19 protein-coding genes are annotated in these 20,644 nt (G+C 44.6%); all 19 read left to right on the plus strand.

The features are described from left to right. Positions 1–80 precede the first annotated feature (80 nt). The 19 genes from QZ375_RS11235 to QZ375_RS11325 all read left to right on the plus strand — a co-directional run bounded on the left by QZ375_RS11235 (position 81) and on the right by QZ375_RS11325 (position 20,585). Complete coding sequence (locus QZ375_RS11235; RefSeq protein WP_295219195.1) at positions 81–5,414, plus strand: RHS repeat-associated core domain-containing protein; 5,334 nt, start codon at positions 81–83, stop codon at positions 5,412–5,414. Next, positions 5,411–5,995, plus strand: a complete 585-nt coding sequence (locus QZ375_RS11240; RefSeq protein ID WP_295219198.1) for a suppressor of fused domain protein — start codon at positions 5,411–5,413, stop codon at positions 5,993–5,995. Before QZ375_RS11235 ends, QZ375_RS11240 begins: the two co-directional genes overlap by 4 nt. 421 nt (positions 5,996–6,416) lie before the next feature. Further along, a complete protein-coding gene (locus tag QZ375_RS11245; protein WP_295219203.1) occupies positions 6,417–6,860 on the plus strand; it encodes a sigma-70 family RNA polymerase sigma factor in 444 nt (147 codons plus the stop codon). Continuing rightward, positions 6,844–7,062, plus strand: coding sequence for a helix-turn-helix domain-containing protein (locus tag QZ375_RS11250; protein WP_181977076.1), 219 nt, complete (start codon positions 6,844–6,846; stop codon positions 7,060–7,062). The genes QZ375_RS11245 and QZ375_RS11250 overlap by 17 nt, the downstream gene beginning before the upstream one ends. Continuing rightward, a complete protein-coding gene (locus tag QZ375_RS11255) occupies positions 7,059–7,856 on the plus strand; it encodes a DUF3825 domain-containing protein (RefSeq protein WP_295219209.1) in 798 nt (265 codons plus the stop codon). The genes QZ375_RS11250 and QZ375_RS11255 overlap by 4 nt, the downstream gene beginning before the upstream one ends. 156 nt (positions 7,857–8,012) lie before the next feature. Beyond that, on the plus strand, positions 8,013–8,357 hold the full coding sequence (locus tag QZ375_RS11260) for a DeoR family transcriptional regulator (RefSeq protein WP_295219217.1): 345 nt from the start codon (positions 8,013–8,015) through the stop codon (positions 8,355–8,357). A gap of 6 nt (positions 8,358–8,363) precedes the next feature. After that, positions 8,364–8,687 (plus strand): rRNA biogenesis protein rrp5, encoded by a 324-nt coding sequence (locus QZ375_RS11265; RefSeq protein ID WP_295219219.1) that lies wholly within the window; start codon positions 8,364–8,366, stop codon positions 8,685–8,687. Continuing rightward, the gene (locus QZ375_RS11270) at positions 8,677–9,786 is read left to right on the plus strand and encodes a DUF2800 domain-containing protein (RefSeq protein WP_295219222.1); all 1,110 of its coding nucleotides are present in this window, start codon (positions 8,677–8,679) and stop codon (positions 9,784–9,786) included. The genes QZ375_RS11265 and QZ375_RS11270 overlap by 11 nt, the downstream gene beginning before the upstream one ends. Before the next feature lie 13 nt (positions 9,787–9,799). Then, on the plus strand, positions 9,800–10,363 hold the full coding sequence (locus QZ375_RS11275) for a DUF2815 family protein (RefSeq protein ID WP_295219223.1): 564 nt from the start codon (positions 9,800–9,802) through the stop codon (positions 10,361–10,363). Between the two features lie 49 nt (positions 10,364–10,412). Further along, positions 10,413–12,782 (plus strand): DNA polymerase, encoded by a 2,370-nt coding sequence (locus QZ375_RS11280; RefSeq protein WP_295219226.1) that lies wholly within the window; start codon positions 10,413–10,415, stop codon positions 12,780–12,782. Between the two features lie 12 nt (positions 12,783–12,794). Next, positions 12,795–13,013, plus strand: a complete 219-nt coding sequence (locus QZ375_RS11285) for a hypothetical protein (RefSeq protein WP_295219227.1) — start codon at positions 12,795–12,797, stop codon at positions 13,011–13,013. Then, positions 13,000–13,428 carry a DUF4406 domain-containing protein gene (locus QZ375_RS11290; RefSeq protein ID WP_276687617.1) on the plus strand — a complete coding sequence of 143 codons (429 nt, stop codon included), beginning with the start codon at positions 13,000–13,002 and terminating at the stop codon, positions 13,426–13,428. Before QZ375_RS11285 ends, QZ375_RS11290 begins: the two co-directional genes overlap by 14 nt. Then, complete coding sequence (locus QZ375_RS11295; RefSeq protein ID WP_295219231.1) at positions 13,425–15,647, plus strand: phage/plasmid primase, P4 family; 2,223 nt, start codon at positions 13,425–13,427, stop codon at positions 15,645–15,647. Before QZ375_RS11290 ends, QZ375_RS11295 begins: the two co-directional genes overlap by 4 nt. Positions 15,648–15,849: 202 nt before the next feature. After that, the gene (locus tag QZ375_RS11300; protein ID WP_046437754.1) at positions 15,850–16,140 is read left to right on the plus strand and encodes a VRR-NUC domain-containing protein; all 291 of its coding nucleotides are present in this window, start codon (positions 15,850–15,852) and stop codon (positions 16,138–16,140) included. Further along, on the plus strand, positions 16,127–17,485 hold the full coding sequence (locus tag QZ375_RS11305; RefSeq protein ID WP_295219239.1) for a DEAD/DEAH box helicase: 1,359 nt from the start codon (positions 16,127–16,129) through the stop codon (positions 17,483–17,485). The genes QZ375_RS11300 and QZ375_RS11305 overlap by 14 nt, the downstream gene beginning before the upstream one ends. Beyond that, positions 17,482–17,934: a hypothetical protein gene (locus QZ375_RS11310; protein WP_295219241.1), complete on the plus strand. Its 453-nt coding sequence runs from the start codon at positions 17,482–17,484 to the stop codon at positions 17,932–17,934. The genes QZ375_RS11305 and QZ375_RS11310 overlap by 4 nt, the downstream gene beginning before the upstream one ends. A 114-nt stretch (positions 17,935–18,048) precedes the next feature. Then, a complete protein-coding gene (locus tag QZ375_RS11315; RefSeq protein ID WP_295219243.1) occupies positions 18,049–18,399 on the plus strand; it encodes an HNH endonuclease signature motif containing protein in 351 nt (116 codons plus the stop codon). A 239-nt stretch (positions 18,400–18,638) separates the two neighbouring features. Then, a complete protein-coding gene (locus QZ375_RS11320; protein WP_295219244.1) occupies positions 18,639–19,163 on the plus strand; it encodes a P27 family phage terminase small subunit in 525 nt (174 codons plus the stop codon). Positions 19,164–19,325: 162 nt separating this feature from the next. After that, positions 19,326–20,585: a site-specific DNA-methyltransferase gene (locus QZ375_RS11325; RefSeq protein WP_295219246.1), complete on the plus strand. Its 1,260-nt coding sequence runs from the start codon at positions 19,326–19,328 to the stop codon at positions 20,583–20,585. Positions 20,586–20,644: the final 59 nt, after the last annotated feature.

A 20,644-nucleotide genomic window follows, 5' to 3' on the forward strand; every position in this document is an offset into this window, starting at 1 on the left:
GTATGTCCTTTACAACTGATATTCCGAAATTTTGGTCTGGCAATCAGGGAGCAACGCTGAACATCAATGGCGGTGAACTTTTGATTGAAAACAATCTGGTATTTCGCACTGCTTCTCCAGATGGTTGGGGTGGAAATGCTGGTCAATTAATGAATATTAATGGTGGATTAGTCATTATTGGCGGCGATTTCAATTTTGGTCAGGCGAATTGCTATGATATCATGCAAATGACCGTTTCTGGTGGAGAAGTTGATATCTATGGCAATTGGAATTATATCACCTTAGCCGACATGGAAGGTAAATGGACAGCTGGAACTATTTATTTTGAAGGACCAACATGGGAAGTAAATGAAGCATCCGGTGAAAAGTCTGTTTATTCTACTGGAGATCATGTGATTAGCCTTTATTATCCAGAGGGTGTACAGACAATTTTATGGGATAATCGTTACACCTATATTTATGATGAAAATGGAAACCCCACAACAAAACGGCATCTAAATTTTGATTATTATGATGAAGAATATGACATGTGTGGATTGCATTTTCCGTTAGGATACTCTCCCGACCGCTATCACATTCGTCCGTGGTTCCTAGAAGATAATACTCCCTATGAGCCAGATTATACCCTTTACCGGAAAGGCTGGGAAATTGGTGAAGGTGTGCACATTGCAACTGGAAATTATACAAAATCCTTTACTGATTTAAGTATTGAGTCTCCTGGCATAACTTCTGATTTTGTTCGTACATATAATTCTATTAGTACTGAGGAAGGCTCCTTTGGAATTGGCTGGGATTTTAATATTGATGTCAGCAAGATTGTAAAGCCAGCTACTGGTTATTATCAGGTCGTTTTGCCAGATGGCTCAAATACCACATTTAAGGATAATGGAAAAGGCGGATTTGAGTGTTTGAATGCTCATAGCACTATGACAAAATCCGGAAGCGAATACACTATTACAAATGCAGCACAATCAAAGTATCACTTTAATACAAATGGCGAATTGGATTGGGTCAAAGATGCAGAGGGCAATATTCTAACCATTTCTTCTATGACTAACAACCAGCGTGTAGTGACGGATTCCACTGGCAGAACTTATACGATCACCTATAATGGCAATAAAGAACATTCTCGGATTACCAGTATTGAAGATACTACCGCAGGTCGTGTGGTTACTTATGCGTACAATGGAGATTTTCAGTTGGTATCTGCAACAAGTGTATCTGGCGGAACAGAATCTTATGAATATGATGGAAAAGGCAGACTTTGTAAAATTACAAACTGCTACGATGAAATGACAGACCAGATAGTGTATAATGATAATGGCTCTGTAAATTGGCTGACCAATGCATCTGGTCTGAAACAGGTGTATACCTATGATAAGGTACAGAAACAGACAGGATTGAAAGAGTATGACGGTGATGTACTGGTAAAGACCTATACCTATGAATGCGATGATAAATACGCAGTGAAAAGCAACATCGTAGAAACGGATGGTCAGACCTATGAGGTGGACAAAATCACCTATAGCACAGACGAAGACGGCGAAAACAAGTATGATGAGATGATTGAAAGTGTTAACATTATGGGTAATACAACGAAGTACGACCGTGATGCTAACGGTAATGTCATCAAGACCACCAATGCAGATGGCACATACACGCTTGCCAATTACAATGATAAGAATAGTGTCATTGCAGAAGTTGACGAATCAGGAAATGCAACTATCAAAGCATATGATTCTAATGGAACTCGGCTTTTGAAGGAAGCAACCAGTCTGCATCCATTATCTCAAACTGATATCAATACAGTTACAGCAGACAATTTTGATCCGGTGAAGTATCTTGCAGCGAACGAGGCAAGTTATGCAATCACGAGTCATGAATATTATGCTGATAGTTATGTGAGTGGAATTGCAGGGTTGATTCGTGCTACAACCGACCCCGAAGGTAATGTAACTGAGTATGATTACTACAAGGATGGCGTTGGAAAAGGACTGGTAAAATCCAAGACACTGAAGGATGGAAATACTGTTGTAAATACAGTTTCTTATGAGTATAATGCACAACTTCAAGTGTCAAAGGAAACCACCAGTTTTGACATTTCCAAAAATCTTTATTCTGTAAAGGAATATGAGTACGATAAGTTCAACAATGTTACAGTTACTAGAGATTATGGAACGGGAAGCACACCGGCGACTACCATTGCAGAATATGATTTGCTGAGCCGCAAAACTGCGGAGTACGCACCGAATTATTCTGCTGATAAGAGCCATGGCAGCTTGACAACTTATTATCCGGACGGAAACAAAAAATCAGAAACGGATGCAGAAGGTAATGTTACCTCTTATGTGTATGATGCGTATGGTAATATTACAAAGCAAACAGATCCAGATGGCACAATTAGTCTGACAGAATATGATGGATTGCAGCGAGAAAAAGCTAAATATTTTAAAGCTGATTCTGAGTCTTCAAAACAGATTCAATCGACCACATCATATGAATTTATTAAAAATTATAGTGTTGATGTATATACTGGATTAGATAATAGTTCTTCTAAATCTAGTAGTGTGTTGAAAACAACAAATACTACCTATATTACTGCTGATAAGCAAGTTGTATCTGAAGTTTTGACAAACTTCAAGCAAAAAAACATCTATGAAAAGACAAATGGTAAGATAAAGAAAACGAATGCTTATTATGCAAATGGTGAGATTGCACGTGAAATTGACGCACTTGGCAATGTTACCAAACATGAGAATACAACTTTAGAATCTGCTAATGGAATTTGTAAAGTTAGTAGAACATATACACCTTTTAACACTAAAGCTGATGGATCAGTCAACTATTCTATTACAGAAAATCAGTATGACAAAAATGGCAATGTAATACTGATAAAGCAAACTGTACAAAAGCAGAATGACAATACAATAAAATATAGTGTAACAGAAAATCAGTATAATGCACAGAACTTGCTAACACAGGTGACATTGAGTGATGGTACTTCCAATAGTAAGAAGAACATCACAAAATATCTGTATAACAGTGCTGGCATTCAAACAACAATGCTAACTGGACTACATGCAGATTCAGATTCAGATTACTTGAAAACAAACTATGAGTATGATGCATGGAGCCATTTGGTAAAGACAACTGATAGCACAGGTTATGACTCTGGAATAACAACATATGATCTAAATGGCAATGCTTTAACAGTAACAGACGCAAATGGAAATGTTACCACAAATACCTATGATGCTTTAAATCGTATATTAATAGCTAATACAGTTCATTCTAATGATTCATCTAAAAATGTAAATAAGTCATATGAATATGACAAAATGGGAAGAGTACAGAGCATCAATGTCAATGATGAGCAAACGATGTATCTTTATGATGATCTTGGAAGAAAAATCACAGAGGAAAGCAGTACAGGTTTCAAGGGCTATTATTATGAGGGTATTTCTCAAAATGTAAGTTCTTATTTTATCGGACGCAATCATCAAATTGTATATGAAAATATTTCTTATACCTATGATGATGAAATGCGTGTGGTTCAGGTTAAGGAAGGTGGAAATCTGACAGCTTCCTATGCCTATGATGAGAATGGTAATAAGATTTCTGAAACGCTTGCAAATGGTGTGGTATCGACTTATTCCTACAATGCATGCAACAAGGTAACAAAACTCGTTACCAAATCAGGAAAATTCGACATATCCAGTTACGAATATTCGTACTATTTAGACGGTTCAGATGCTTGCAAAGTACGCAATGAAAATGGTATAATAGAAACAACATCATATGACTATGATGGCTTGAAGCGGTTAACCAAGGAATCTATTTCTAATGGTAAGACAGCCGATACGTATTCATACGAATATGATGATTATGGCAATCGTTCTAAGATGGTTGCTAATGGTTCGGAAGAATATGAAACTGTCTATGATTATACTGTCAATGGCAAATATACTGCCCTGCTTCAGAAAGAAATCAAGACAGTTAAAGAAACTCCTAGTGCTGTAACCTCAAATAATGGATTAGCAATTAGTCCAACAGATCTGATTACAAGCACCACAACAAATGCAAAGAGAGAAGAAACTGCTTATTCTTACGATGCCAATGGAAATCAGATCACAAAGATCACAGCAGATAAGACAGAGACAAATACTTATGATAGTCTGAATCAGCTGATTGGATTTACGGATGGCAAAACAACAGCAAGTTATAAATATGATGTAGATGGTCTGCGTATTAGCAAAACTGTAGATGGTCATAGTATCGATCAAATCTGGAATGATGATAAACAGATTGCAGTTGATGCGGATGGAAGCAATCCATACAAAGCACAAATCTATATTCGTGGAACGAATTTGCTGGCAGGGTGTGAGTTTGTACAGGCAGTTAAGTCAGATTATACTTACTACACACAAAACGCTCATGGTGATGTTGTCAATTTAACAGACAATAATGGTGCTGTTACTAAAACATATCAGTATGATGCTTTTGGTGTAGAAAAGAATATTGATGACACTGACACCAATGCATTTCGGTATTGTGGCGAGTATTATGATAAGGAAACTGCTACCATTTATTTGCGTGCGAGATACTATAGTCCTTCAACTGGACGATTTATCTCAAGAGATTCTTTTGCTGGCAGCAATAATGATCCGCTGAGCCTGAATCTGTACACCTATTGCCACAACAATCCTGTTTCTGGAACAGATAGTACTGGTCATTTTCTGGATACATTTTTTGATGCGGCAAGTTTAGCATTTGACATTGTTTCATTTTGCATTGAACCCACTCCGATGGGTGCTGTTGATATTTTGACAGATGTAGTCGGACTTGTAACACCAGGTGTTCCAAGTGCAGGACTAAAAGTAGGAGTGCATGCAGCAGAAACTGCTTATGATGCATACAAAGCTGTTGATACGGCACACGATTTGTCCCAAGCAGCAGATGTTGTTATTACAGTATCCAAAAAGGGTGATGCGGTTCTTGAATTGGCAGATACAGCCAAGGATGCAAAGAAAATTTCAAATGCTGCTTTAGGAGAAGAAGTATTAATCCAAGGAAAAACTGCTGTATCTTCTACCTATAAGAGACCTTCTCATTTTAGAAAAGGCATTAGAGATCAAGTTTGGGAAAATGCCAAAAATGCCGAAGGAAAGGTAATTGATCGCGTTACTGGAAGAGAAATTCATAAAAACGAACCATGGGATATGGGGCACTTAGAGAAACATGAATTTTGGAAGCATCAGATTGATGCACAGAATCGCGGAATTTCAAGAAAACAATTTTTGGATGAATATAATGATCCTACGATTTATCGACCTGAACTACCGAGTTCGAACAGAAGCCACATCGGAGAAGATAAAACAAATCGTTTTATTAGACCGAAAGGAGCACGAAGATGACATTGGAAGAACTGATTTTTAACGAGGCATATGATGCTTTTTTGGGAGATGCAGAAGAAATTTCATACAAGGTTTTTGCTTACTTGGACGAGAAGACAGAAAAGTCAATCGATATCCTTACTGGTTTTGATACTCCTTGCGTAGGTTCGAACTCTTATGCGACGCTGGGATTGAGCAATCTTGTAGCTAAATTAGAGGCTAATGGAAAACCACTTACAGTTGAATTAGTTTCTGCTTGCGATATTTCTTATGATCTTTTTCCAAACATCGTGTCAACATGTGCATTTCAAATTATGGATGGTACTCAATGCTATAGACCTGGTGCTGTGATTACAGATGTAGTATCGATGTATTATCCTGAGTTTGATATGAAACATATGTTGATGGCATATCCGTTTTTATGGGATGGTGCACTGCATACACTTACTGTGAAACAAAAGTATGTGGCATGGTTGCAAATGATTCCAGTTTCGGAGAAAGAGTACCAGTATATTCTGAAACATGGATATGATGCACTAGAAGATTTGTTTGAAAAAGAACAAATTGATGTGCTTGATTTAGAAAGACGGAGTTTACTTTAAGAATTATTGTATGTATAAATAGCTGGCGAGGTATTCCTAGTCTTATGCTGGCAGCAATAATGATCCGCTGAGCCTGAATCTTTACACTTATTTCCACAACAACCCTATTTCTGGAACAGACAGCACTGGTCATTTAATGTATGCAATTTACCTGCAAGCAATAATTTCCATTAAAATTCAACCACTAAAAGGGCAGTTCTGTCCGGCAAACAGCTGGGCAGAACTGCCCTTTCTATTTTTCCTCAAGCAGCATACAATCCGGCGAAATGACCGGTTTTGTATGCTGCTTTTTTCTTTCTCCTGCCTATTCATATAAATTTTACATCTAAAACCTTCCCATTTTGCTTCTCTCAATTGTCTTAGTAATTTCAGGAGGGCAAAAAAGGGCTTCTCAAAACTGAATATGGAGGGAGGGAAAATAATGTCTGCTCCCTCACATGATGATGATCAGCTGAAACTTGAGATTTTCGATAGTTTCAGCAAAACAGTAATGAGAAATGCAAGCAGAAATTTCGCCGCTGCTGCAAAAACAAGAAAGAAAAATGAGTCAGTCAACACAGATATCGTACAGTACATTTTGAAAACACACGGTGAAAATGCAGTCTATCCATCCGAACATTTCATCGATGCCGGAAACGGATACTGCTGTGTCGTTGCAACAGAATGGCTGTATCAGGCAATGCTGCTGTTGCCGCCCAAACAAAAGGAAGTGGTTATTTTAGAATTCTGGTATGGAATGTCTATTTCCGAGATTTCCGAAACATTGCAGATCTCCAGACGCTCCGTGTCAGAACGGAAGAAAAACGCATTTGCAAATATTCGCAGCTATTACGAAAGGACACAAAAGAATGAAATTGGATTATGAAACGGTGTATCGTGCTGTCAAAGGTGACCACGATGCACAGGAAAAGCTGCTGCAGTATTATGATGCATATATCAGTGCATTGTCAACTGTGGTTGAGATTTGTTCAGACGGCACAGAACACCAGTATGTGTGCGAAGATCAGAAAGCAGAGATACAAACAAAGTATCTGGAGGCACTTTCTAAGTGTAAGGTGATAAAATGATAGAAACAGATTTATTTGAATTTGCCTATGTGCCGGATTGGTACGGGCAGTTAGAACAATTGGCAGAAATAGCGTTGCCGGAAGCATGGCGATTCCGAAAGCCGCAGACCGAATGTAAAAATACAGATACGCCGATTTTGGAACGGTATCTCCATATGATGTTCCGGAAGCTGAGCATCGATTACAACACCGGAGAAACGGCGTATTTCCATGTGGAAAATAATTGTGCCTGCTTTCATACAGGACTGTACACAAGACAGTATCAGGCAATCTACGCCTGCTTTGAACGAAATAAAAAGAAAGACACCACATTGAAATGGTATTTCACTGGCTTTTGTGATGCTGTTTCTTCCAAGCTGCGATATGTAGAACCACTGCCCAAAAAGCCATATTTCCCGATGATGCAAAATGGTGTAAACTTTAATCCGGAATGGCCAATTCGGGTAAATGCAGAACACATTCTCAGCGACCCAGAAAATCGGGAACGGCTGCCAAAGAAACTGATTCGGTTCAAGAATCTGCCATTGCTTCTGGAAACAGCAGTGGAACTGGGCAGACGAAAAGCAGTAATTGAGCCGGGGCTGGTAGTACCGCAGGGATATCAAAATCAATTGCAGTTTCTGCTGCCGATCTGTTTAACAGATATGGAAAAACCGAATCTTGCCATGACCTTGGCAGAACGAAACGGATATTATCTGGGCAGCACTTGTCTGACACTGGAAATGGCATATCTGAATGCGAGAATGATTGCAAGACCCATTGCTCCGTGGCTGATCAGTTTGGTAAAAAAGTGAGAACATCCGATGAGGTGCAGAATTTTTTCTGTACCTTGTCGGTGTTTTTATACCTGTACAAATTGAAAATGTTTTGTGAACTCTTTTCAAACTACCAAAAAGGCTGGTAGTTTGAATGCTAGAGTAAGTTCGACGATTAGGAAAGGGGGTGTCCATGTGAGTGTGAGTGAACGGCGTGCCGAAATCATGAAGATTTTAGTTGCTCGCAGACAAACAACAGTTCCACTTCTTGCACAGGAATTATGTGTATGTTGTAATACTGTTCGCAACGACATTCATGCACTTGCATTGGACTATCCTCTGGAGACGTGTTCTGGGAATGGCGGCGGTGTTAGAGTAGCAGATTGGTATCATCCATATAAAAATATGCTTACAGAAGAACAATCTGTTGCTTTGGAGCAATTGCTATTGTTTGCAGATATTCGGCAAGCAGAAGTGATTCGCCAAATATTAGCGGAATTTAGTTCTCAGACCTATCGTCAAAAATATGCAAAGGAGTGAAACCAAATGAAAACCCTCATAGATGTCCTTGCAGCACTCAGCGATTTCGTAAAGGTCGCATCAGAGTGGGCAGAAAGTGCTTCCAAGGCGGAAGTGGAAACGTTTACACAGATTTATCCGCAAAAAGAAGAAACGGTCAAAAAAGCAGTGGAAAAGCCGGTCACACTGGAAGAAGTCCGCAGTGTCCTGGCAAATCTGTCCCGCAGCGGACAAAAGGAAACAGTGCTGAAACTGCTGCAAAAGTACGGCGGCAGTCGATTGTCTGAAGTTCCGCCAGAGCGGTACGCTGCACTGTTCACAGATGCACAGGAGGCAACCCATGCCGAATAAACATGCCATGCTCTCTGCTTCCTCCAGTGCCCGATGGCTGGCGTGTCCGCCCTCCGCACAGATCTGTGCTGCCCTGCCGGATACCGTGACGGACTACGCCCGGGAAGGCACGTGTGCCCACGAGCTTGCAGAGTATAAGGTGCAAAGACTGCTCGGGAATCCGACATCTAATTCCACGGAGAGCTTAGACTTCTACGATGCAGAAATGGAAGACAGCACGGACAGCTATGCTCAGTACATTGCCGAACAGCTGGCAAATCTGCAAGAACCGATTGTTTTAGTGGAACAGCGTTTGGATTTCAGCCGCTACGTTCCGGACGGCTTCGGCACGGGAGATTGCGTGATTGTTGCAGATTCCGTTCTAACCGTCATCGACTTCAAGTACGGCAAGGGCGTGGCAGTGTCTGCCGAGCATAACTCGCAGATGATGCTGTACGCTCTTGGGGCGTTGGAACTGTTCGATGCCCTCTATGACATTGCAGAAATCCGGATGGTGATTTTTCAACCGAGAATTCAGAACCTCAGCGAATGCACCCTGTCGCTGTCGGAGCTGCTGCATTGGGCGGAAATCGAACTGAAACCCAAAGCCGCACTTGCCGCCAGAGGCGATGGTGATTTCTGTGCTGGTGAACATTGTCGGTTCTGCAAAGTGAAAGCAACTTGCCGGAAACGGGCAGAGTACAATCTGCAATTGGCGAAGTATGATTTTGCGATGCCGGACAAGCTGACCGATACCGAAATTGAAGCAATTTTGGAAACTGCTGACCAGCTGGCTGCATGGGCTTCCGATGTCAAAGAATACGCCTTGCAGCAGTCCTTACAGGGAAAAGCGTGGAAGAATTGGAAGCTGGTTGAAGGCAGAGCCAGACGAGCATATTGCAGTGAAACTGCAGCAGCGGAGGCGGTACAAGCTGCTGGGTTCGACCCATATGAACATAAGGTACTGGGCATTACTGCAATGACCAGAATGCTGGGCAAGAAAAAATTCGAAGAATTGTTGGGAAATTTGCTTGTGAAACCACAGGGAAAGCCAACACTTGTTCCGCTATCAGACAAACGACCTGCGTGGAATACTGCACAGGTAGATTTCAAAGAATAAAGGAGTTTTTATCATGGCAAAGTATATCAATCCTGCAAAAGTAGTAACCGGTGTATGCAGATTTAGCTACGCCAACCTCTGGGAAGCAAAGGCAATGGACGAGAACAGCAAGCCGAAGTACAGCGTTTCCCTCATCATTCCGAAGTCGGACACGAAAACCATCGAGAAGATTCGTGCCGCCATTCAGGCTGCCTACGAGGAGGGTCAGGGCAAGTTGAAGGGCAACAGCAAGTCCGTTCCGCCACTGACATCGATCAAGACTCCGCTTCGGGATGGAGATTTGGAACGACCGGACGATGAAGCGTATGTCAACAGCTATTTCGTCAATGCCAATTCCATCACTGCCCCTGGCATCGTGGATGTAGCCTGCCAGCAGATTTTAGACCACAGCGAGATTTACAGCGGTGTCTACGGCAGAGCCAGCATCACCTTCTATGCGTTCAACACCAAGACATCCCGTGGTATTGCCTGCGGACTGCAGAACATCCAGAAGATTCGAGATGGCGAACCGTTGGGCGGTCACAGCCGTGCAGAGGACGACTTCGCAACTGCAGAAGACGAAGATTTTCTGAACTAAGATAGCTGGGCGGACAGCTAGGCGTCATGCTTGGGTGGGTGATTGAGATATGCAAAAATTGATGATTGATTTAGAAACCAAAAGCGACATCGACATTGCCAAATCAGGTGTGTATCGTTATGCAGATTCCCCATATTTTGATATTCTGCTTTTTGCGTACTCCGTGGACGATGCCCCGGTGCAGGTGGTTGACCTTGCCTGCGGTGAACAGCTGCCGGAAGAAATCCTCAACGCTCTGACGGATGACCGCATCCAGAAACATGCCTTCAACGCCAGCTTTGAACGGGTCTGCCTGTCGGTCTGGCTGCGGCGAAACTATCCGGAATGCTTCATTTCCTATGGATTGCCGGAGGATGCCTGCGGCAACTATCTAAACCCGAACGCATGGCGATGCACGATGGTGGCAGCGGCCTATCTGGGCTTGCCGCTGAGCCTTGCCGGCGTAGGAGCAGTTCTACAGTTACAGCAACAGAAAATGTCCGAGGGGAAAGCCCTGATTCGCTATTTCTGCGTGCCATACGACACGGTGAACGGCATTCCGGTGTTTCATGTTCCGACCGATGCTCCGAAGAAATGGAACGTCTTTCGGGCATACAACAAACGGGATGTGGAAACGGAACAAGCGATTGAACAAAAAATTGCTCGGTTTCCTGTGCCGGATTTTGTCTGGCAGGAGTATGCCCTTGACCAGACCATCAACGATCGAGGAATACAACTGGATTTGCAGCTGGTGCAGCAAGCAATTCGTATGGACACATTGACAAAGGACAAGCTATTGCATCTACTGAAAAATCTGACCGACTTGGACAATCCGAACTCTGTTCAGCAAATGAAACAATGGCTGGCGGAACACGGACTGGAATTAGAATCGTTGGGAAAAAAAGAAGTACAGGAACAGCTGAAAACCGCTCCGCCGGACTTGCAAGCCGTGTTGCTACTTCGACAGCAGGCATCAAAATCCTCGGTCAAAAAGTATCAAGCCATGCAGAACGCCGTTTGCTCGGATGGTCGTGCAAGAGGAATGTTTCAGTTCTATGGTGCAAATCGAACAGGTCGAGAGGCTGGTCGTATCATTCAGCTACAAAACCTGCCACAGAATCACCTTCCCGATTTGGAAGATGCACGGGAGCTTGTGAAGTCTGGTGATTTAGAAGCAGTAGAACTGCTGTATGAAGACGTTCCGGACACGCTCTCACAGCTGATTCGGACGGCGTTCGTGCCAAAGCCCGGCTACAAATTCCTCGTGGCAGATTTCTCGGCGATTGAAGCAAGAGTGATTGCATGGCTTGCCGGTGAAACGTGGCGAATGCAGGCGTTCGCAGAGGACAAAGACATCTACTGTGCCTCGGCAGCAAAGATTTTCGGCGTGCCAGTAGTCAAGCATGGCATCAACGGACATCTTCGGCAGAAAGGCAAGGTCGCAGAATTGGCTTGCATCGCAGAAGGACAATTGGTGCTTACCGATCATGGGCTGGTTCCGATTGAGAAAGTGACTACAGATGACCTCTTGTGGGATGGAGAACAATGGGTACACCATGAAGGTGTCATTTACAAAGGCAAACGTGAGGTGATTACTTATGAAGGACTTACAGCAACCCCAGATCATCTCGTATGGATCGAAGGGCAATCGCAGCCGATACAGTTTGGAATCGCCGCCTCCTGCGGCTCACATCTCGTACAAACCGGAGATGGTGGGAAAGCAATACGGCTGGGTGAAAATTATCAGTGCGGAAAAACGCTGGAGACTCATAGCCGCACGGCTCGACTTTATGACATACAAAATGCCGGAAGACATCATCGTTTTACCGTATCAGGAAAACTTGTCCACAACTGCGGCTACGGCGGCTCGGTCGGAGCAATGAAAGCCATGGGCGGATCGGAAATGTCCGATACAGAACTGAAGCAAATTGTGACGGACTGGCGAACTGCTTCTCCACACATTGTACAGTTGTGGTGGGATGTAGAAAATGCGGCCATCAAAGCTGTGCGGGATAAAACCGAAACAGAGACCCACGGCATTTACTTCTCTTATGAATATGGTTTTCTGTTTATCAAGCTGCTGTCCGGGCGGCGGCTGGCATATGTCAAGCCACGCATTGGTGAAAATCGCTTCGGCGGTGATTCTATCACCTATGAGGGCATTGGCACGGGCAGAAAATGGGAACGCTTGGAGACTTACTCCGGCAAGCTGGTCGAAAACATTGTTCAGGCAACCGCACGGGATCTGCTCTTCTATTCCATGCAGACACTATCACAACACTTCATTGTCGGTCATATTCACGATGAAATGATTATCGAATGCCCGAAAGATACAAAGCTGGATGAGATCTGTCAGCAGATGGCGAGAACGCCAGACTGGGCAAAGGGACTGCTGCTTCGGGCAGACGGATATGAATGCAGCTTTTACAAGAAGGACTAAGGAGGATTCCATATGTTTTACATCAAAGAAAATCTGAATGACACAACCAGTATCTCCGTGGAGATCAACAACGAAAACGTATACTGCCACTGCCCGCAGTGCGGTGCAGAAGTGCCAGTGGATCTGAGTGTTTTCTGGACAGCAGAAAACTTTGACATTTTCAGCAGTGCTGTTTACTGCGATGCCTGCACACTGAAGCGGCTGAAAGGAGCACTGCATGAATCGGTATAACGCTGAGGGATACATTGATCTTACTGCTTATGAGGCACTGAGCCGTATTGAACGAGAGGAACGCAGGGCGAAAAAGGCTGCCGCTTATCGACCGCTGGTATACATTTGTTCTCCCTATTCCCACGGCTGCATCAATGACAATATCGAAAACGCCAGACGATACAGCCGCTTTGCAGTAGATACCCACTATGTCCCTATCGCTCCCCATTTGCTGTTTCCGCAGTTCATGGATGACAGTCTGGGTGAAGATCGTCAGACAGCGATGTTCATGAATTTGGTACTGCTGTCAAAGTGTGCCCAGCTGTGGGTGTTTGGCTCTGTGCGGTCGGAGGGGATGCAGCAGGAAATCAAATGGGCAAAGCGGCGGCATATGACCATTCGGCATTTTACCGAAGAACTGGAGGAAATAGAATGAAATTTACGCTCTATACAGCAAACTGTACCGGCAATGAAAAGAATATCCTTTATCCCAACCAAAAGGTCATTACTTCAGAAGCGGATTTGAAAAAAGCCGTTGTCTACGATCATGTCTGTGCTCAGTATGAGAATTTTGCCCGCAGTGATGCCAATTTCCTGTTGTCTGATGTAGTACCCATGGATTGTGACAACGACCATTCAGATGACCCGAAAGACTGGATCACGCCTGAAATGCTGATGAACAGCTTAGGAGATGTTGCATTTGCAGTGACCTACAGCCGTCATCATATGCTGGCGAAAGGGAGTAAATCCGCAAGACCACGTTTTCATGTATTTTTTCCGACAGTACCCTGCAACGATGCAAATTCTCATAAGGCGATCAAGCAGAAAATCCATAAGGAACTGCCGTTCTTCGACGGCAATGCACTGGATGCCTCACGTTTCCTTTTTGGCTGTCCGAGTGATGTTGTATGGCACGAAGGAAGTTTATCCATTGAGGACTGGCTTACACTGATGAAGTCGAACCGTAACATTCCGCAGGGACAGCGAAACAGCACAATGTCTCGCATGGCTGGAAAGCTGGTCAAGCGTTTTGGTGTGACTGAGGAAAGTTATCAGAAGTTCCTGGAAAAAGCCGCAGAATGCGAACCGCCGCTACCGGATGAAGAACTGGAAGCAATCTGGCACAGTGCCTGCAAATTCGGAAAAAAAGTAACCTCGCAGGAAGGATATATTTCTCCTGAAGCATACGGCAAACAGTCCCTGATTCCCGATGATTTTTCGGATGTTGGAGAGGCTCGCACATTTGTAGAAGGCTTTTCAGATGAGGTGGCGTTTACCATTGCGACCGATTATCTTCGCTACAACGGAACCTACTGGGAGGAGTCAGAACACGCCGTCATCCTTGCCATGATTGAACATACAGACGTACAGCTGGCAGAGGCAGAAAAGCAGGTGGAAGCATCTCTTTTGAAACTGGAAAGCCTCGGTGTTGCAAGAGATGCAGCAATCAACGGCGGGAAAAAGTTCCGAGATGGTCTGGATGAGGAACAGACCGCCGCATACAAGGAGTATCAGTACTATGCCGCTTTCAAGGCGTTTGTCATGAAATATCGCCATGTTCGCAGTATGACCAATGCACTGGATGCTGCAAAGCCTCTGGTTCTCCACAATCCCGAAGCCCTCGACAGCAATCCAATGCTCTTAAATACTCCAGGTGGAACTTACTATCTGCCCGAAGGATTGAATGGCTGGAAGCCTACAGATCCTGCTGACCTCTTAACGAAAGTGACGGCGGTTGTTCCAAGTGATGCTGGTAAGGATTTGTGGGAGGATGCCTTACAGCTGTTCTTTTGTGGTGACCAAAGCTTGATTGATTATGTGCAGATGATTTGCGGACTTTGCATTGTGGGCAAGGTGTACTTGGAGGCGATGATTATTGCCTACGGTGACGGACGAAACGGAAAATCAACGTTCTGGAATGTCATCTACAAGGCTCTGGGAAGTTACAGCGGAAACATTTCAGCGGATGCACTGACCGTCAATTGTAAGAGAAACGTGAAGCCGGAGATGGCGGAACTCAAGGGAAAACGGATGATTATTGCGGCAGAATTGCAGGAAGGAATGCGATTGAATACCAGTGTAGTAAAACAGCTCTGTTCCACTGACCCGATTTTTGCCGAAAAGAAGTTCAAAGCACCATTTCACTTTGAACCCTCTCACACTTTGGTGCTCTATACCAACCATCTTCCGAAGGTTGGTGCATCGGATGATGGCACATGGCGGAGATTGATTGTCATTCCATTTCACGCAAAAATTCAGGGTTCTAAGGACATCAAAAACTACACGCAGCACTTGGTCGATAACGCTGGCGGTGCAGTGCTTTCCTGGCTGATTGAGGGTGCAAGAAAGATCATTGCTGCAAATTATCAGATCAGCAGACCGCAGTGTGTTTTAGATGCAATCGGAGCCTATCGGGAAGGCAATGACTGGCTTGGCAATTTCATCAATGAGTGTTGTGAAGTGGATAAAAGCTATCAGGAAAAGTCCGGAGAACTATATCGGCACTATCGTGAATACTGTCTTGAAAATGGTGAGTTTGTTCGCAGCACATCAGATTTCTATTCTGCTTTGGAACAAGCTGGGTATAAACGTAAGAGAACAACACAGTGTAATGTGATTGTGGGACTGTGCATCAAATTCGATTTCCTTGACTAAAAGTATGTTTTTGACTTCCACTTTATAAAATCGACCTCCACTTTTAAGGTCAAAAAACACCGAAATATAGGGAAAGTGGAAGTCATAGGAACTCATATACAGACTTTACGCAGGCGAGAAAAAAAGTAAAATTTTTCTCTATATATAAGGTTTGTATTTGACTTCCTATGACCTCCATTTTCTCGAAAAACAGGGAGAATCCATGCGAGAAAAAATAATTGAAGAAAAACTCACAAAGGCAGTAAAGCAAAATGGCGGTGTGTGCTGGAAATTCACGTCTCCCGGAACGGCAGGCGTTCCAGATCGCATCGTATTGATGCCCGGCGGTAGAATTGCTTTTGTGGAAGTAAAAGCACCCGGAGAGAAACCCAGACCACTTCAACTTTCCCGGCATAAACTTCTGAGGCGATTGGGTTTTCTGGTTTACGTCTTGGATGCTTGTGAGGGCATCGAAAAAATCATCTCGGAGGTGAAAAGCGATGGAACTACATGATTATCAGAAATATGCTGTTCGATTTATCGAAGAACATCCAATCGCAGCACTCTTTCTGGATATGGGACTTGGTAAGACGATTACAACACTGACCGCAATCCACAATTTGATGTTTGATCTATTTACGGTCAGAAAAGTTTTGATTATTGCACCGTTGCGAGTTGCACGGGATACATGGTCTGCTGAAATCGAAAAGTGGGAGAACTTGAAACCGCTGCGATACAGCGTTGTTGTCGGTACGGTCGAGGAACGCCTTGCCGCCTTGAACGCCCCTGCCGACCTCTACATCATCAACCGGGAAAATGTGGACTGGCTCGTCAACAACACGAAGTTCGATTATGACATGGTGGTGATTGATGAACTCTCCAGTTTCAAGAACCATCAGAGCAAACGCTTCAAAGCCCTGATGAAAGTTCGACCGAATGTGAAACGCATCGTAGGGCTGACCGGAACGCCTGCCAGCAACGGTTTGATGGATTTATGGGCGGAATTTCGTCTGCTGGATATGGGAGAACGGCTCGGTAGATTCATCGGGCAATACCGGAACGAATACTTCAAGCCCGACAAGCAGAACGGCTATCTCGTGTATTCCTACAAGCCCCTGCCCGATGCAGAAGAACGGATCTATGAAAAAATATCGGACATCACCGTTTCGATGAAAGCCATCGACCACCTGCACATGCCGGAATTACTTTCAAACGAATATCCCGTGCAGCTATCCGACACGGAGCAAGAAACTTACAAGCGGTTCAAGTCTGAACTGATTCTGGAGATGCAGGACACTGAGATTACCGCCGCCAACGCTGCAAGTCTATCCAACAAACTTTCCCAGCTGGCAAACGGTGCAGTGTATGACGACACCGGAGCGGTGATTCCCATTCACAGCCGAAAGCTGGATGCACTGGAAGATTTGATAGAGGCCGCCAACGGCAAACCCGTTCTGGTAGCGTACTGGTTTAAGCATGATTTGGAGCGGATTCAAGAGCGACTGCAACAGCTACGGGTTTCGTATCAGGAAATCCAGTCTTCTGACAGTATTCGGAACTGGAATGCTGGAAAGCTGCAAGTTGGTCTGCTGCACCCAGCCGCTGCCGGTCATGGCTTGAATTTGCAGGCAGGCGGAAATGTGTTGGTGTGGTTTGGGCTGACATGGAGTCTGGAACTCTACCAGCAGACCAACGCCAGACTGTGGCGACAGGGGCAGCAGTCCGAAATGGTTGTCATACAGCATCTCATCACCAAGGGTACGATTGACGAACGTATCCTGAAAGCCCTGACCCAGAAAGAACAAACCCAGACCGCTTTGATGCAGGCAGTCAAAGCAGAACTTGGAGGCAGCAGATGAATATCATTTGGCAGTACTTAGACAAACGGAGTGCCGCTGTAAACGCACTGAAGGATTACAGCAGCATGGCTTACATCCTTGCACATACAGACGAAGAAATCGCACAGGTGCATGAAGACACCAAAACCCTTGGCAGTCCGGCATTTACAGATATGCCGGGCGGCAGTCCGAACCCACAGTCCGGCGAAATGCGAATCATCGCTGCCATTGACGAAATTGATGTGCTGCGGGAACGGTATCGTCAGGCAAAGGAATACATGGAATGGTTTCAGCCTGCATGGGACAGTCTGTCGGAGGATGAACGGTATGTGCTGGAACAGTTCTATTGGCGGGAAGATCAAAACATTTATACCATTTGCGAGCACTTCGGTATTGAGCGTTCTTCTGCATACAACAAAAAGAATCGTGCCGTACAACACTTGACGTTGCTTCTCTATGGTAAGGCATGAGTAAAATTGAGGATGACTTTTGCAAAAAGGTATGATATAATAATATCATAGAAAACTGACCGAAAGCCCTGTGGAGTTCCACGTGGGCTTTCGTTGTATCCGGAGGTGAACCTTATGCCGAGGAAGGCACTGAAATCATGCAAGCACCCCGGCTGTCCCAACCTGACAGACGGTTTGTACTGTGTAGAGCATCAGCCCCTGCATCCAGACCGACCGTCTGCCGCTAAGCGTGGATACGGCAGCAAGTGGCAGCGACTCAGCAAAGCCTACCTCCGCCGGCATCCTTTGTGTGTGCGGTGCAAAGCACAGGGACGGTTCACGGCAGCGACTGTGGTCGACCATATCATTCCTCACCGTGGTGATCCGCACCTGATGTGGGATGAAAGCAACTGGCAGGCTCTTTGCAAGTCCTGCCATGACCGCAAGACGTGGACGGAAGACCGAAATCCTGTCTATCAGTATTGATTGTGTCTGAAATGCTGCCGGTGGGGGGATAAAAATCGCTAATTGTGAATTTTTTACAGACCGACGCCCCCTCTCACGTACAAAATCCAATATTCAAACACCCGATTGACCCCCTGAATATTAAAACATTAGAAAATACCGATAAAACCTGCTTTTGCTGACTTTTAAGTCAGCATTTTTTATGCCCGATTTTACAATTTTTGTTTGAATTTCTTTGATTTTTCGGAGGTGATGACATCATGGCGAAAGACGGTACAAACCGAGGCGGTGCAAGACCGGGTGCAGGCAGACCAAGAAAGGCTCTGACTGAGAAAATTGCTGAGGGAAAAACTGCAGAAGTCATGATGCAGCCGACGGATATGGAATCTGCTGAAACACCGCCTGTTCGTGAATTTATGCAGGAACTACAGCGTGACGGCACGAAACTTCTCGCAGATGATGTGTACACTGAAACTTACCAATGGCTGAAAGAACGCTCCTGTGAAAAAATCGTCAGCCGTCAGCTGGTGGAACAGTATGCCATGAGCATTTCCCGTTGGATCCACTGCGAGCAGATCGTCACAAAATATGGGTACATTTCAAAACATCCCACAACGGGTGCGGCGATCGCCTCTCCCTATGTAGCGATGTCACAGAACTACATGAAACAGGCAAATCAGATCTGGAATCAGATTTTTCAGATCGTGAGGGAAAATTGTTCTGTGGAATTTCAGGGCGATCCGCAGGAAGATATGATGGAAAAGCTGCTCCGCAGCAGAAAGTGAGATTTTTATGAAAGCAGATGTTCAATTCTGGAGAGAACTGAAAAATAATAAGCCGTTCCTTACAAAACAACAATATAAAACTATCAAGGGACAAGCCGTAAAAGGCAATATCGATGCTGCCAGAAAAGGAATGCTCAGAATCCAGCAGAGGAGGAATTACCGATGACCACAACTACAGAATTTCAGCTTGTTGACATCAACAAGTTAGTGCCATACGCCAACAATGCCAGAACACACAACAAGGAACAGATTCTGAAACTTCGCTCCTCTCTGAGAGAGTTTGGGTTTGTAGACCCCGTTGTTATTGATAAGAACTACACGATCCTTGCCGGACATGGACGTATTATGGCAGCAAAAGAAGAAGGCATCAAAGAAGTACCTTGTGTATTTGTTGACCATATGACCGAAGCACAGAAGAAGGCCTACATTCTTACGGCAAATAGAACCGCATTAGATGCCGGCTGGGATGAGGAATTGCTCGCCGTAGAAATGGAAGAATTGCAGAATCTTGGTTTTGACCTTGGTCTGACCGGATTCGATGAAGCTGAGATTGCAGACTTATTTGACACAAACAACAGTGACACAGTGAAAGACGATGATTTCGACCTCACCTCTGCACTGGAAAAAGCTGCATTTGTACAGCGTGGCGATGTATGGACAGTTGGCAGACACAAGCTGATGTGCGGTGATGCCACATCTGCGGAGGATGTATCTTCTCTCATGGGCGACACCAAGGCAAACCTCATTCTGACCGATCCGCCTTATGGCGTTTCGTTCAAGAGTGCCAGCGGTCTGACCATACAGAATGACAGCATGAAGAACGAGGAGTTTTATACATTCCTGTTGTCCTCCTTTCAGCGAATGGCAGAACATCTGGAAAAAGGCGGCTCTGCCTATGTATTCCATGCAGACACCGAAGGGCTGAATTTCAGAAAAGCTTTCATTGATGCCGGATTTCATCTTGCAGGCTGCTGCATCTGGGTAAAGGATAGTCTTGTTCTGGGACGTTCGGATTATCAGTGGCAGCACGAACCTGTGCTGTATGGCTTTATGCAGAACGGCAAGCATCACTGGTATTCCGACCGCAAGCAGACAACCATCTGGCATTTTGACAAGCCGAAACGCAATGCCAACCACCCCACCTCAAAGCCGCTGGACTTGCTTGGCTATCCCATCGGCAATTCTACACAGGAAAATGGCGTGGTAATGGACACCTTTGGCGGCAGTGGTTCAACACTTATGGCTTGTGAGCGGATGAACCGCATCTGCTATACCATGGAACTGGATGAAAAATACGCTTCTGTTATCCTAAGACGTTATGTGGAAGATACCGGTGATGCAGATGGTGTATATATCATGCGGGATGGGAAGCAGATACCATATTGTGAACTGGTGAAAGAGGTGAAAAAGCCTGATGAATAAACCGCTCACCCTTGGCAGCCTCTTTGACGGCAGCGGCGGTTTTTCGCTTGCCGGACTGC

The sequence above is a fragment of the Ruminococcus sp. genome (assembly GCF_019417665.1).
In the GTDB taxonomy this organism is placed as follows: domain Bacteria; phylum Bacillota; class Clostridia; order Oscillospirales; family Ruminococcaceae; genus Ruminococcus_C.